The organism is Jiella avicenniae (genome assembly GCF_021390325.1).
Taxonomy (GTDB): Bacteria; Pseudomonadota; Alphaproteobacteria; order Rhizobiales; family Rhizobiaceae; genus Jiella; species Jiella avicenniae.
This window is the reverse complement of record NZ_JAJUWU010000010.1, coordinates 131655-146294: the sequence shown is the minus strand read 5'-3', so window position 1 is coordinate 146294 and position 14640 is coordinate 131655. Positions and strand designations below refer to the sequence as shown.

Annotated in this window: 12 protein-coding genes, 1 pseudogene and 1 riboswitch; of the genes and pseudogenes, 8 read left to right on the top strand and 5 right to left on the bottom strand. The window is 66.5% G+C overall.

The annotated features are described in order from the left end of the window. The first annotated feature begins 24 nt into the window (after window positions 1-24). The 6 genes and pseudogenes from aroB (at window position 25) to LZD57_RS12090 (ending at window position 8378) form a co-directional block, all read left to right on the top strand. A complete protein-coding gene (gene aroB / locus LZD57_RS12115; protein WP_233718802.1) occupies window positions 25-1131 on the top strand; it encodes a 3-dehydroquinate synthase in 1107 nt (368 codons plus the stop codon). Then, window positions 1128-2387 (top strand): annotated as a pseudogene (locus LZD57_RS12110) (HlyC/CorC family transporter); the annotation flags it as partial. The gene aroB and the pseudogene LZD57_RS12110, both read left to right, overlap by 4 nt. Window positions 2388-2786: 399 nt before the next feature. Then, window positions 2787-2886, top strand: a riboswitch (TPP riboswitch). 56 nt (window positions 2887-2942) lie between these two features. Then, entirely contained in the window at window positions 2943-3983 is a 1041-nt protein-coding gene (thiB, locus tag LZD57_RS12105) for a thiamine ABC transporter substrate binding subunit (RefSeq protein WP_233718761.1), read from the top strand. A 262-nt stretch (window positions 3984-4245) separates the two neighbouring features. After that, window positions 4246-5871 (top strand): thiamine/thiamine pyrophosphate ABC transporter permease ThiP, encoded by a 1626-nt coding sequence (locus LZD57_RS12100; RefSeq protein ID WP_233718759.1) that lies wholly within the window; start codon window positions 4246-4248, stop codon window positions 5869-5871. Window positions 5872-5885: 14 nt separating this feature from the next. Beyond that, the gene (locus tag LZD57_RS12095) at window positions 5886-6656 is read left to right on the top strand and encodes a thiamine ABC transporter ATP-binding protein (RefSeq protein WP_233718757.1); all 771 of its coding nucleotides are present in this window, start codon (window positions 5886-5888) and stop codon (window positions 6654-6656) included. A 183-nt stretch (window positions 6657-6839) separates the two neighbouring features. Further along, window positions 6840-8378: a M48 family metalloprotease gene (locus tag LZD57_RS12090; RefSeq protein ID WP_233718755.1), complete on the top strand. Its 1539-nt coding sequence runs from the start codon at window positions 6840-6842 to the stop codon at window positions 8376-8378. Between the two features lie 73 nt (window positions 8379-8451). Here the strand turns inward: LZD57_RS12090 and LZD57_RS12085 are convergent, their stop codons facing one another. Beyond that, on the bottom strand, window positions 8452-8721 hold the full coding sequence (locus LZD57_RS12085) for a hypothetical protein (protein WP_233718754.1): 270 nt from the start codon (window positions 8719-8721) through the stop codon (window positions 8452-8454). Between the two features lie 26 nt (window positions 8722-8747). Further along, entirely contained in the window at window positions 8748-9782 is a 1035-nt protein-coding gene (locus LZD57_RS12080) for a GNAT family N-acetyltransferase (protein WP_233718752.1), read from the bottom strand. A 203-nt stretch (window positions 9783-9985) separates the two neighbouring features. Here LZD57_RS12080 and LZD57_RS12075 point away from each other — a divergent pair, with 203 nt between their 5' ends. Both LZD57_RS12075 and LZD57_RS12070 read left to right on the top strand, forming a co-directional pair. Beyond that, window positions 9986-11005, top strand: a complete 1020-nt coding sequence (locus LZD57_RS12075) for a LysR family transcriptional regulator (protein ID WP_233718750.1) — start codon at window positions 9986-9988, stop codon at window positions 11003-11005. Window positions 11006-11214: 209 nt separating this feature from the next. Next, window positions 11215-11583, top strand: coding sequence for a helix-turn-helix domain-containing protein (locus LZD57_RS12070; protein ID WP_233718749.1), 369 nt, complete (start codon window positions 11215-11217; stop codon window positions 11581-11583). A 232-nt stretch (window positions 11584-11815) separates the two neighbouring features. On the opposite strand, the gene LZD57_RS12065 is transcribed toward LZD57_RS12070, so the two are convergent. From LZD57_RS12065 to fdxA, 3 genes are all read right to left on the bottom strand, one after another. Beyond that, window positions 11816-12682, bottom strand: coding sequence for an RNA polymerase factor sigma-32 (locus LZD57_RS12065; RefSeq protein ID WP_233718748.1), 867 nt, complete (start codon window positions 12680-12682; stop codon window positions 11816-11818). Window positions 12683-12994: 312 nt separating this feature from the next. Next, complete coding sequence (locus LZD57_RS12060; protein ID WP_233718746.1) at window positions 12995-13600, bottom strand: CarD family transcriptional regulator; 606 nt, start codon at window positions 13598-13600, stop codon at window positions 12995-12997. Between the two features lie 519 nt (window positions 13601-14119). Continuing rightward, on the bottom strand, window positions 14120-14458 hold the full coding sequence (gene fdxA, locus LZD57_RS12055) for a ferredoxin FdxA (protein ID WP_233718744.1): 339 nt from the start codon (window positions 14456-14458) through the stop codon (window positions 14120-14122). Window positions 14459-14640 lie beyond the last annotated feature (182 nt).

Below are 14640 nucleotides of genomic sequence, written 5' to 3'. Positions count from 1 at the left end.
CATGCGCCGGCCCGCGTCGCCGACATGCGCCGTGTCGAGGTTTCGCTCGGCAGCCGCTCCTACGACATCGTCATCGGCGAAGGGCTGATCGACCGGGCCGGCGCGGAGATCGCCGCCGTCCTGCCCGGCATCCGCGCCGTCGTCCTCACCGACGAGACCGTGGCGAGGCTCCATCTGACGCGGCTCGAGATCGCCCTCCAAAGTGCCGGCATCGGATCGACGAGCGTGACGCTGCCGGCCGGCGAGACCACCAAGTCCTTCGCCCAGCTCGAACGGGCGGTGGACGCGATTCTCGAAGCGCGGCTGGAGCGTGGCGACGCCGTCATCGCACTCGGCGGCGGCGTCATCGGCGATCTCGCCGGCTTTGCCAGCGCGATCGTCAAGCGCGGTACCAATTTCGTCCAGATTCCGACGACGCTGCTCGCCCAGGTGGACTCCTCCGTCGGCGGCAAGACCGGGATCAACACCCCCCGCGGCAAGAACCTCGTCGGCGCCTTCCACCAGCCGTCTCTGGTCCTGTCCGACATCGCCCTCCTCGACACGCTCAGCCCGCGCGAATTCGCCGCGGGCTATGCCGAGGTGGTCAAATACGGGCTGATCGACCGGCCGGACTTCTTCGACTTTCTCGAACGACGGCGGGAGGCCATCTTCGCCGGCGGGCCCGAGCGTGCCGAAGCGATCGCGATCTCCTGCCAGGCGAAGGCCGCGGTGGTCGCCGCCGACGAGGCGGAACACGGCGACAGGGCGCTGCTCAATCTCGGCCATACCTTCGGCCATGCGCTGGAGCGCGCAGTGGGCTACGATCCCGCCCGCCTCGTCCACGGCGAAGGCGTTGCGATCGGCATGGCGCTGGCGCACCGCTTTTCGGTGAGGATGGGCCTTGCGACGGGGCAAGACGCCGGCCGCGTCGCGGCGCATCTCCAGGCTGCGGGGCTGCCGACCGAAATCGCGGCGATTCCCGGCCCGGCTCTCGACCGGCCGACCCTGATGGAAGCGATCGCCCAGGACAAGAAGGTCTCGCGCGGTCGCCTCACCTTCATCCTCACCCATGGCATCGGCCGGGCCTTCGTCGCCAGGGACGTCGACCGTGCCGATGTCGAGCGGTTCCTCGACGAAGAGCTCGCCAAATGACCACAGCGCTCTGGGTCTATCTCGGCATCGTCATCTGCCTCATCTGCGTCTCGGCCTTCTTCTCGGGGTCGGAAACGGCACTGACCGCGGTTTCCCGCGCCCGGATGATGAGCCACGAGAAGAACGGCGACGTGCGGGCGGGGATCGTCCAGCGGCTGATCGAGAAGAAGGACCGGCTGATCGGCGCGCTCCTGATCGGCAACAATCTCGTCAACATCCTCGCCTCTTCGCTCGCCACCAGTGCCTTTCTCGGCCTGTTCGGCGAAACGGGTGTCGTCTACGCGACGATCGCGATGACCATCATCGTCGTCATCTTCGCCGAGGTGCTGCCGAAGTCCGCCGCAATCGCACGACCGGACGGTTTCGCGCTCCACGTCGCGCGGCCGGTCGCCTTCGTGGTGGCCGCCTTCGGACCCGTGACGGCGACGGTCAACTTCGTCGTCCGCCGCATTCTCTCCCTGTTCGGAGTGGGGCTCGAATCGGGGGCCTCGCTGCTCACGGCCCACGAGGAACTGCGCGGCGCCGTCGAGGTGCTGCATCGCGAGGGCTCGCTGGTCAATGCCGACCGCAACCGGCTCGGCGGCCTTCTCGACCTGCACGAACTCGAAGTTTCCGACGTCATGGTCCACCGCACCTCGATGCGGCAGATCAACGCCGAGGATGCGCCGGCGGACATCGTCCGGCAGGTGCTCGAAAGCCCCTACACCCGCATGCCGGTCTGGCGCGGCCATTTCGACAACATCATCGGCGTCATCCACGCCAAGGACGTGTTGCGGGCTCTGCACGAGGTCGACAACGACCCGGCGAAGATCAACGTCCAGAAGATCTGCACCAGGCCGTGGTTCGTGCCGGAGACGACCACCCTGCAGGACCAGCTCAACGCCTTCCTGCGCCGGAAGGCGCATTTCGCCATCGTCGTCGACGAATATGGCGAGGTCGAAGGGATGATCACCCTCGAGGATATCCTCGAGGAGATCGTCGGCAACATCGCAGACGAGCACGACGTCGACATGCAGGGCGTCAAGCTGGAGGCCGACGGCTCGGTGGTGGTCGACGGCCAGGTGCCGATCCGCGACCTCAACCGGGCGCTCGACTGGAACCTGCCGGACGAGGAGGCGGTGACCATCGCCGGCCTCGTCATCCACGAGACCCAGACGATCCCCGAGGAACGCCAGGCTTTCACCTTCTTCAACAAGCGCTTCACCGTCCTGAAGCGCGAGAAGAACCGTATCTCGAAGCTCCGGATCCGTCCGGCGACGGTTCTCGTTCCGCCGAAGAAGTCGGCCTTCCACGCCGGCGGGCTCGCGGAGCCGGTCGCCGACGTGCAGGAGACCGATCCCGAGGTGCTCGACGCGGCAATGGAGGAGATGGAGGAGGTCGAGGCAGCGGCGCCGCCGTCACGGGGCGAGCGCGACGGCTGGCACGACGATGGTGTGAACGACGAAGGCTGGCTCGACGCCGAGGGCGGCGATACCGAACGCAATCGTCCGCCCACCTGGCCCCATCGCCCCGAAGACGACGAGCCGAGGTTCGACGGCGACGACAAGCACGGCGGCGGTCGGAACGGCGACGACGAGTTGCGGTAGAGCGTCCTTCCCTCTTCCCTCGGCCTTGCTTCCCCCTTGCTTCGGCCGCCGAAACGGTTACGTAACCGAAAAGCTCACACGGGGTGCCAAGCAGGCTGAGAGGCGAGAAGCCAACCCGTCGAACCTGATCCGGATCATGCCGGCGGAGGGATTGCGGGCGCCAGGCGGTGGCTTTCCGACACGCGGCGCAAGCCTTTCCCTTCCGGCAAGAGGAAAGCGCCGAAAATGCCCCAGCTTCTCAGACCCTTCCTCCGGTTTTCGCCCCTCATCGCGACCGCGCTCGCCGCCGTCGCGGCCCTGACCGGCGGGGCCGCCGCCCAGGCCGGCGACCGGCCGACGCTGACGGTCTACACCTATGACAGCTTCTCGGCCGAGTGGGGCCCGGGGCCGAAGCTGAAGCAGGCCTTCGAGGCGAACTGCGATTGCACCCTCGATTTCGTCGGCCTCGAGGACGGCGTCGCCATCCTCAACCGGCTGAAGCTGGAAGGCCCCTCGACCAAGGCCGACGTCGCCCTCGGTCTCACCTCCGACCTCATCCCCGAGGCCAAGGCCACCGGCATGTTCACGGACAGTCGGGTCGACCTATCGGAACTCGAGGTCCCGACCGGCTTTTCCGACCCGGTCTTCGTGCCCTACGACTATTCCTATCTCGCCTTCGTCTACGATTCCGAAAGCGTCGAGAACCCGCCGAAGAGCCTCGCCGATCTCGTCTCGGGCGATCCCGACCAGAAGATCGCCATCGAGGATCCGCGCACCTCGACGCCGGGCCTCGGTTTCCTGTTGTGGATGAAGGCGGTCTACGGCGACGAGGCGGCGGCCAGGTGGGAAGAGCTTCGCCCGCGCATCCTCACCGTCACCCCCGGCTGGAGCGAGGCCTATGGCCTGTTCACCAAGGGCGAGGTGCCGATCGTCCTGTCCTACACCACCTCGCCGGCCTATCACGCCATCGAGGAGGGGACGGATCGCTACAAGGCGGCCGGCTTTGCGGAAGGCCAGTACCTGCAGATCGAGGTCGCCGGCGTCCTGAAGGAAACGCCGCACGCCGAACTCGCCCGGACGTTCCTGTCGTTCCTCGTCGGCAAGGAAGCCCAGGCGATCCTGCCGACCACCAACTGGACGCTGCCGGTTCGCGACGACATCGATCTGCCGGAAGCGTTTTCGGACCTCGTGAGCGTCGACAGGCCGCTGCTGATCGATCCGGAGACGGTGGCGAAGAACCGCAGGGCCTGGACCGACGAGTGGCTGCAAGCGGTCGGAGCGCGATGATTTCTGTCGCGCGCGTGGTCGGAGCGATGCCTGTGCCGGTGCTGCTGGGCGCCCCCCTCTGCCTGCCGGCATCTCCCCCACCAGGGGGGAGATCAGGCAACGTCGGGCGCAGCTCCAACCCGTCAACGGTTGCGGCGGCAGAAACGCTGCCGAGGAGACGCGGCCGCTGCCGTTTCGATCTCCCCCCTTGTGGGGGAGATGCCGGCAGGCAGAGGGGGGTATGCCGTAGAGAGCCAACCTGCCCTACGAACCACCACCACCCATGAACACCCGCACCGACCGCCGCATCCGCATCGGCGCCGGGATCACCGCCGCACTCCTCGCCCTCGGCTTTCTGCTCGGCGGCATCCTCGTTCTCGTCGTCGCCACCGACAAGGCGCCGGACGTCGTGGCGCTTCTCGGCGATCCTTACGTCCGGTCGATCCTCGGTTTCACCCTCACGCAGGCCGGGCTTTCCACCCTCTTCTCGGTCATCCTGGCGATCCCCCTCGCCCTCGCCCTCCATCGGGCTCGCTTTCCGGGCAAGCGGCCGATCCTTCGGCTGTTCCTTCTGCCACAGGCGCTGCCGGTGCTCGTCGGAGCGCTGGCGGTCATCACCGTCTGGGGCCGCAACGGCGTCGTTTCGGAGGGGCTTGCCGCGATCGGCCTGCCGCGGCTCGACGTCTACGGCCTTTCCGGAATCCTCGTCGCCCACGTCTTCTTCAACATGCCGCTCGCGGCGAGGCTGTTCGTCGCCGCGCTCGACCGGGTCCCGGCGGAAGGCTGGAAGCTCGCCGGCCAGCTCGCCCTGCCGCCTTTCACGGTCTTTCGCACCGTCGAATGGCCGGCGCTGCGCGGCGCCCTTCCCGGCGCTGCGGCGCTGATCTTCATGCTCTGCGTGACGAGCTTCACCATCGTCCTCGTGCTCGGCGGCGGGCCGGCGGCGACGACCCTCGAAGTCGCCGTCTATCAGGCCCTGCGCTACGATTTCGATCCCGGCCGGGCGATCGGCCTGTCGATCGTCCAGATCGTCCTGACGGCCCTCGTCCTCGTCGCGACGCTGCTCCTCGGGCGCGATCCGGCCGGCGGCTTCGGCGCCGGCGGCAAGGCCCGACGGTTCGATGCTCCGAATCGCCTGAGAGACGCTGGCGACGGCCTCGTCGTGATACTCGGCACGCTCTTCGTCGTCAGCCCCTTCGCCGCGATCCTCGTCTCCGGCCTTGCCGCCGATCTTTGGCGCCTCGTCTCGGAAGCGGCCGTCCAGGAGGCGGCGGCGACGAGCCTTCTCGTCGCCGCCGCGGCCGCCTCGCTCTCGCTCCTCGTCTCCACCCTCGTCCTGATGGCGATCGAGGCGCTGCGCTTCGGCCCGCGGCCCGGGAACGCGCGCGACGGCGTCCGGATCGGCCTCGAAACCGCGACGAGCCTCGTCCTCGTCGTGTCGCCGGTGATCGTCGGCGCCGGCTGGTTCCTGGCGCTGCGCCAGGTGACGGAGGTCCTTGCCGCTGCGCCCTACGTCGTCGTCGCGACCAATGCCGTGATGGCGATGCCCTTCATCGTGCGGATCGTCGGACCGGCGCTCAGGCAGGCCAACGGCGAGACCGGCAAGCTCGCCGAAGGCCTCGGACTCACCGGGGCGGCCCGCTTCGCCTTCGTCGACTGGCCGGCGATGCGCCGGCCGCTGGCCCTCGCCTTCGCCTTTTCCCTGGCGCTCTCTTTCGGCGATCTCGGCGCCATCGCCCTGTTCGGATCGAGCGATTTCGTCACCCTGCCCTATCTGCTCCTCCAGCGCATGGGGAGCTACCGCACCGCCGACGCGGCGGGTCTCGCGCTGATCCTCGGCCTCGTCACGGTGATGCTGATGGGGCTGGTCGAGCGTGGTTTCGCCGGAAAAGAGGAGCCGGACCTTTGACGGCGGAAAGAGACGTGAGGAGCCCGTCCGATCGAGGCGACGTCGCCAGCGACGCACGGGCCGCGCTTCGCCTCGACGACGTCCGCTTCGCCCATGGCGGAGCGGCGTTCCGCTTCGACCTGACGGTTCGCTCCGGCGAGTGGCTGGCGCTGATCGGGCCGAGCGGGGCGGGCAAGTCGACGCTGCTCGACCTTGCCGCCGGCTTCCTGACGCCGAGCGCCGGGCAGATCCTGATGGCCGGCGCGAACGTCACCCGGCTCGCCCCGGCCGAACGCCCGCTTTCCATGCTGTTCCAGGAAAACAACCTGTTTCCCCAACTCGACGCCTTCCGCAACGTCGCGCTCGGCATCGCGCCGCGTCTCCGGGTCTCGAAGGACGAGCGGCGACAGATCGAGGCGGCCCTCTCGGCGGTCGGCCTCGAAGGCTACGGCCGGCGGCGGCCCGCCGAAATGTCCGGCGGCGAGCGCCAGCGGGTGGCGCTCGCGCGGGCCTTCCTGCGCAGGCGCCCGCTGATCCTTCTCGACGAGCCCTTCGCCGCACTCGGACCGGCCCTGAGGCGCGACATGCTGGGGCTTCTCGACGCGCTTCGGCGGCGCGATGGAGCGCCGCCCGCAGCAATCGTCATGGTGACCCATCATCCGGAGGACGCCGCCTCCCATGCCGATCGCGTCGCCTACCTCCAGGCCGGCGAGATCGCCGCGATCGGCCCGGCGGCGGCTATGCTCTCCGGAAGGACCGATCCGCGCGTTTCGGATTATCTCGGGCTTCGAAGCCGAAAGGCCTGACGCATTTCCGGCGGAATTCCTACATAAGTCATAAGGAGGGGGATCGGGGGATTCCTTTCCGTGAATTGATCGGCAATGTTGCCTTTCCACGCTTTCGGGCAGGCGGCCGATTCGATTAATTGCGATCTTCGAGGCGGCGGAAGCAGAATCGCGGTCGGGATGGACGAGGCGTCATTCGCGTCAATGACAGCACCATGGCATGAACTGAAGATCGGGCCGAGAATGCGGGCGCTCCTGAGCGCTGCCGCCATCGGTGCGCTCGCCATCGCCGCAGGCTGCACGACCATCGAGGCGGGCCTCGACGGTCTCGCCGCGACGCCGGGTTCCGACAGCCTGCAGGCGGGCTACACCTCGACCCGGCAGCCGATCACCTTCGAAACCGCGCAGCAGGGCGATCCCCAGTCGGTCATCGGCCGCAGCCAGCATCCGAAGATCCTCGCCGCCTATGGCGGCGCCTACTCCGATCCCAAGCTCGAGCAGGCGCTCGCCGGCATCGTCGGCAAGCTGGCGGCGGCGAGCGACGATCCCAGCCGGGCCTATCGGATCACCATCCTCAATTCGCCCAACATCAACGCCTTCGCGCTGCCCGGCGGCTACGTCTACATCACCCGCGGCCTCCTGGCGCTCGCCAACGATTCCTCCGAGGTCGCGGCGGTGATCGGCCACGAGATGGGCCACATCACGGCCAATCACGGCATCCAGCGCCAGCAGCGCGAACAGGCGGCGGAACTCGCCAGCCGCGTCGTCTCCGAGGTTTTGGAAAACGAATCGGCCGGGCAGATCGCGCTCGCCAAGGGCAAGCTCTCGCTCGCCCAGTTCTCCCGCCAACAGGAACTTCAGGCCGACGACCTCGGCATCCGCCACGTCGCCCGCGCCGGCTACGATCCCTTCGCGGCGGCGCGCTTCCTGAGGGCGATGGACGCCTACGCCAACATGCGCAACGCCTTCCAGGCGAAGGACCCGAATCTGGACTTCCTGGCCTCCCATCCCTCGGCACCCCAGCGCATCCAGCTGGCCGAGAGGCTGGCCGGCGAGGTCAACCCGGCGGCCAACGCCGCCAAGCGGGATCGCGACCGCTATCTCGACGGCGTCGACGGCATGCTGTTCGGCGACTCGGCGGCGGAAGGCTACGTTCGCGAGCGCACCTTCCTGCATCCCGGCCTCGGCATCAGCTTCACCGTGCCGAAGGGCTTCGTCCTCGACAACACCGCCGAGGCGGTGATGGCGACCGGCCCGGACGACACGGCGATCCGCTTCGACGGCGTGGCGCTGCCGCCCAATCGCAGTCTCGTCGACTACGTCAATTCCGGCTGGATCGGCGGACTGGAACCCGGCAGCGTGCGCCAGCGCCGGATCCACGGGCTCGAAGCGGTCTCGGCCAAGGCGCGCGGCGGCGAATACGATTTCGACGTCACGGTGGTGCGCCTCGGCGGGCAGGTCTACCGCTTCCTCACGGCGGTGCCTTCCAAGGCGAACGTCAATGCCGAGACGATCGCGGTCGAGACGGCCGATTCGTTCCACCAGCTGACGCCGCAGGAGCAGGCGGCGCTCAAGCCCCTGCGCATCCGCGTCGTCACCGCCAAGTCGGGCGATACGGCCGAGACGCTGTCGAACCGGATGGTCGGCGTCGACGGCCGGGAGCGGCTTTTCCGGCTGCTCAACGAGCTCGGACCGGACGATGCGGTGAAAAGCGACCAGCGATACAAGATCGTCGCGGAATAGATCGGGCGGCCGTGCGGCTTTTCGCACGGCCGCCCGATCTCATGCGGAGCGGCTTTCTGAACGCGTCCTGCGATCACGCCTGGTCCGGATCGGGCACTGATCCCCGTGGAGGGGGCGAGCCGACAGTGATCGAACGCCCTGCACCACTCACGGCGATCTTGAGCTTGGAGCGCAGGAGCACGATCAGGAGTTCCTCGTCGCCCAGCGGCTCGAGGCGTCCACGCCCTTCCCACTCCATCGCGACCTCGAGCAGGCACATGTCGAGAAGCCGCGACGCGAACCGCAGATCCGCCTTTTCCGCCAGTTCCTTGCAATGGGCGATCTCGTGTATGAGGTTTGCCATCTGTAGGTCCAGGTCCCCCCTTGCCGCTAGAGCCATGGACTGCGTCCGGATCGATCGAGGACACCGGGATAGTTCCATTGCCCCTCGGGACGGATGAGCTTGTAGGGGCCGTCGTCGATCGAGATCGCGTCGTCCGACGGCTCGACGTCGTCGACCATCTCCACGAAGGTGTGGCCCGAAAAGCCGAAGGGCGCGCCGTTGTGTTTCAGCTTGAAACCGAAGCGCTGCCAGAATGGCAGATAGTCCTCCCGCGCGTGGCCGTAGATCTTGCGGAACCCCTTGTCGCGGCAGAGGTCGACGCTCGCCCGCACCAGTTCGAAGGCGATGGTCGAGCGGCGGAACTCCTTGCGGACGGCAAGCCGCTCCATCTTGGCGAAGTCGCCGAAGAAGCGGATGCGCATGCAGCCGGCCGGCTCGCCCTTCACCGAATAGAGCAGATGGGTCGCCGCGAAGTCGTTGCCGTCGAATTCCTCGTCGTAGGGACAGGATTGCTCGCCGATATAGACGGCGCTCCGCACCGCGGCGACACGGAACAGCTCGTCGATGCCGTGGACCACGGTGATGCCCGTGCCGGGGGTCGAATCGACCGTCTGGTCGTAGCGCCGGCGCGGGAAGAGCCGGGAATTAGGTGCGCGGTGCTTGATGAAGAGGTTGGGCTTGAATGTTCCGCGCCATTCGAGCCCTTCGTCGAAGCCGAGCCGCAGCATCGCCCGGCGCCCGCGCTCGGTGGTGACGTTGGCGATCATGTCGGCGCTGGCATAGCGGGGCGAAGAGAAGTGATCGACGACGAGCGGTATGGCGTTCGCCAGGATCCCCGGCGTATAGGAGGCCCAACTATAGACGGCCGCCGGCGTCTCCGACTGCCGGACGAGATAGCGATCGTCCGGATCGGCGAGATCCATTCGGTCGTTCAAGAGCGCTTCGTACCCTTCCTCGTTGAGAAGCAGGACGGTGACGAAGCCTTCAGGCCGCGCAGCGCCGCGCCGCGCCACGAGCCAGATCGTGTCGGGATTGGTCTTCGTCAGCCGCTCGATCGTCGCGGCTTTGGCCAAAGGCCCCATGGCCCTTTCGGCCTTCGGAAGGAGAGATTCGATCGCTTCGGCGGTGACCGTGTTTCGTACTTCGATCAGACGGGCGGCGCGTGCAGCGCCAGTCTCTGCCTGATTTCCCATTTTCTTCCCCATGAAATAGCTTGCCGTGGGGTCAATCTACGCGACATCCTCGCGCCTAGGTTTTACCGAATTGAAAGGGGGGCGTTCCGCTGATGGAACACTCGTGGCGCGGGGTCGACTGGGATACCGTCCGCATCTTCATCATGGTCGATCGCCAGCGCAGCTTTCGCGGCGCCGCCGAGGAGCTCGGCGTCGGCGTGAACACGGTGCGCAACGCCGTCAGCCGGCTCGAAGACCAGCTCGGATACAAGCTGTTCTACCGCGAGGTCGGCGGCGTGACGCTGACGCCCGAGGGTCGACGGGTCATCACCTCGGCCCGGGAGGTCGAGCAGTCGATGTCCGACATGTGGCGGGTGGCGCAGACATCGGCCTCGACCCGCGGCGGGCCGGTCTACCTCGCCATCACCGAGGGCCTCGGCAGTTTCTGGCTGACCCCGCGCCTCGCCGAATTCATGGAGACGGAGGAAGGGCGCGACATCCAGATCAACCTGCAATGTGCCATGCGCTCGGTCGACGTCTTGCGGCTCGAGGCCGACGTCTCGATCCAGCTGACCGAACCCACCGCCCCCGAACTGGTCAAGCGGCGGCTCGGCCGCCTCCACACGATGCCGTTTGCCAGCCGCTCCTATCTCGAACGCTACGGAACGCCCCGCAACATCGCCGATCTCGCGCGCCATCGCGTCGTCGTGCAGCAGACCGAACAGCTTCAGCACATCGACTTCGCGGCGATCTTCGGCATCGATCTCGGCGAGCGGATCGTCAAGCTCAACACCAATTTCGCCAGCGCCCACTATTGGGCGATCGCCAAGGGCGCGGGGATCGGGCTGTTGCCGAACTATGCCATCGCCATCGGCGCCGACGTCGTGCCGGTGGATATCAATCTGGTCTTCTCGCTGGACATCTGGATGGCGTTGCATCCCGAGGTGAGAAACACCGTTCGCCACCGGGCCTTCATCGATTGGCTGGTCGACTCCTTCTCCGAACGGCAGTTCCCCTGGTTCGGCGAGGCATTCATGCGGCCCGAGGAAATTGCCGAGCGGTTTTCGCAGAAAGATCTCGCGACGTATTTTCAAGGGCTCACACCGCACTACGTTAGCCCAACCGAAATATGATATATGGATCGCAGTGGAGTTGGGGCGCGGATCGTGTCCTGGAGCGGGACCCCAGGCCGGATCGCGAATCGTGAAAACCTCACCTCACCAGCTTTTCGACGAGCGTCCGGTCAATTTCGAACTCGGTTGGCCGGCCCGCCCACACGGCGCCGGAATCCGCCACCAAGACTTCACCGCTGGAGTCGGTTTTGATTGGGAGTGCTTCGAGCGTGAATGACCCCGTTGATGCCCATGTCGGAGCACGGCTGCGTCACGCGAGGCTCACGGCCCAGCTGAGCCAGGAGGAACTGGCGCTTGCACTCGGCGTCAGTGCCGAGCGGGTCCATCAATATGAATGCGGCGCCGAGCGGGTCGGTGCGGGGCGCCTCTACCTCGCCTGCAGGCGCCTCAACGTTTCTCCGACGTATTTTTTCGAGGGCTACGAGGGCCCGGCCGCCGGCTCGGCTGCCGGTGAAGATCCTTCCCACGAGGGCGACACCCCCGCGCCGGAGACGGAGGAGCGCGCCAGCCGGCTCGCCGTGGACCGGCTGATCGATCAGATCATGCAGCGGATCAGGAGCGAGCGTTCCGGAACCTGACCTCGGCTCGCTCCGCCGTGCGGACGCCGCCTCACAGATCCTCCGTATGCCTGTGCGCCATCGGGGCTCTACGGGAGCACGCGGGAAGATGCGGCGGGAAGCCGTATTCGGCGCCGAGTTGCGGCGCCTTCACCTTGCGACCGAGCGATCGCCGCCAGGCGGAACCACCATATGAAAACGGGAAAGCATGGCGCTTCCCCGTTCCGTCCTCACGGCATCGCTTCGACCCGCGTCAGCTCACGTAAGCCGCGCGGTCGCCGTTGGTCTCGAGCAGCGCGGTCCGCAGCTTTTCGAGCGCCCGGGTCTCGATCTGACGGACGCGCTCCTTGGAGATGCCGAGCTTCGTGCCGAGCGCCTCCAGCGTCGCGCCGTCGTCCTGAAGCCGGCGCTCCCGGATGATCTTCAACTCGCGCTCGGACAGGACGTTGAGCGCGCTGTTCAGCCAGGTCACCCGGCGCTCGTCATCGATCGAGGTCGAGACCATTTCGTCGGGCAGCGGCGCGTCGGAAACGAGAAAGTCCTGCCGATCCGCCGAACCGGACTCGTCCTCGATCAAGGGCGCATTGAGCGAGGAGTCGGGGCCCGAGAGCCGCGAATCCATCAACGCCACGTCGCCCTCCGAAACCTTCAGGGCGGTGGCGATCTCACGATACATCGCCGTGCCGGAGAGGCTCTCCGAGCCTTGGCTGAGCCGGGCTCGCAGGCGCCGGAGATTGAAGAAGAGAGCCTTCTGGGCCGACGACGTGCCGCCGCGGACGATCGACCAGTTGCGCAGGATGTAGTCCTGGATGGAGGCGCGGATCCACCAGGTGGCGTAGGTCGAAAAGCGCACCTCGCGCTCCGGCTCGAAACGGGCCGCAGCTTCGAGGAGACCGACGTGCCCCTCCTGGATCAGATCGCTCATCGCCAGACCGAAATGCCGGAACTTCGATGCCATGGAGATGACCAGACGCATGTGCGCGGAGGTGATCTTGTGGAGGGCCTCCTGATCGCCCTGCTCCTTCCAGCGGACGGCCAGATCGTATTCCTCCTCCCGCTGGAGGTAGGGCGCGGCCATGGCGGCGCGGATCATGGTGCGGCGAGCGGACTGTGACTTCATGGGACCCTCCGGTCGGTCAGACGGCTTTTGATAGCTCTGGCGTGTGGGGGACACACGCTCCGGGTCCTGAGGAAATGCGCGAACGTTCCAAACGTTCCCAAAACGGCAAACTTTTTGGCGCGAAATAGAAAGAGAGAGGAAAAAGACAAGCGTTTCATGGCGGTAACGCTTTCTTCTGATTTTGTAACACCACTGGCCGACAAAAAAAAGGACCGGCCGCCCTTTCCAGGACGGCCGGTCCGATTTTTCGCACTTTCCGATCGCGTGTCCCGCGGAGGAAAGAGACGGCGGCAGTCGGCCGCCAGGACCGGCTCAGGCCGCTTCTTCCTGCTCCTCGGTCGCGTCGTCCGCGTCGGCCTCGCCTTCGCCCTCGGCTTCGGCGGCGCCCTTCGGCCCGCGCTTCGGCCCCTTGTTGAGGTTGAGTTCGATCAGCTGCACCGCCTCGGTCTCGGAAACCTCGTTGACGGCTGCGAGCTCGCGCGCCATGCGGCCGAGGGCCGCCTCGTAGAGCTGGCGCTCGGAATAGGACTGCTCGGGCTGGCTCTCGGCGCGGTAGAGATCGCGCACGACCTCGGCGATCTGGATGAGATCGCCCGAATTGATCTTGGCGTCGTATTCCTGCGCCCGTCGGCTCCACATCGTCTTCTTCACGCGCGCCCGGCCCTGGACCACCTTCAGCGCGCGCTCGACGAAATCGGTTTCCGACAGCTTGCGCATGCCGACGGATTTGGCCTTGGCAACCGGCACCTTGAGCCGCATCTTGTCCTTCTCGAAGTCGATGACGAACAGCTCGAGCGTCATGCCCGCGACCACCTGTTCCTCGATCGCGACGATCTGACCGACACCGTGCGCAGGGTAGACGATGCTCTCACCGGTCTTGAAACCCTGGCTTGCCGTTGCCTTCTTCTGACTGCTCATACGCTTTTTCTAACTCCCTATTGTGCCGGGCCGAAACAGCCGCTAGACACGGGCGGCAGCTTGAGAGCCACCGGTTGGCGACGATCCCTCCGGAAGGATCGACAGATCGCAGCCGCGCCAGGCAGAATGTCGCCGACCGAGGCGCGAGCCACATGTTCGACACCGGTTCTTCGGCAGAACCGTCGACTTGGCCGCGCTGGGGGAAACATCCTTTCGGAAAACCATCTCGTCCCGAACCTCGGGACTGGATGCTCAAGTGCCTTTGCACCCGACTGTGTATGGCAGCTTACAATATCCTGCCGGAAAATTCAAGGAATTCGGGGGGATGCCGCGATTGTGCAACGCAGCGGCGGAATCCGCCACGTCGCCGGACGAATCGCGAGGCCGACGCGCCCGCGCGCCGACCACCGGCATGCGGAACGCAATCGCTCATTGCCTTGAAATGACGGCTTGCGGGCCCGAGCCGAAGCGCTTCGCGCGCTGCCCGAAGGACGTCGGCGCCCTCGATGCGCGACTGCCTCAGTCGCCCTGGCCGGACTCGGCCGAGAAGTATTTCTCGAACTTGCCGTCCTCGCCGTCGTATTTCTCGGCATCCGCCGGCGCTTCACGCTTGATCGTGATGTTCGGCCATTTCTCGGCATATTCGGCGTTGACCGTCAGCCACTTGTCGAGGTCGGGCTCGGTGTCGGGCTTGATCGCCTCGGCCGGACATTCGGGTTCGCAGACGCCGCAGTCGATGCATTCGTCGGGATGGATGACGAGCATGTTCTCGCCTTCGTAGAAACAGTCGACCGGACACACTTCGACGCAGTCCATGTATTTGCAGCGAATGCAATTGTCGGTCACGACATAAGTCATCTGTCATCCTCTCGGGCGGCCTGAGACCGCCGTCTCGCCCGGGCCGCGTGGCGGCACACGGGGCCTATCCTTCGTCACAGGACCTAGCCACTCGCAAATTGCCTTGCAAGCGCAAAGCTTGTCGTCCCGGCGGCCGAATCCGCAAAGATATTTCCCGGCCGGACGATCGCCTTCGCACCGAT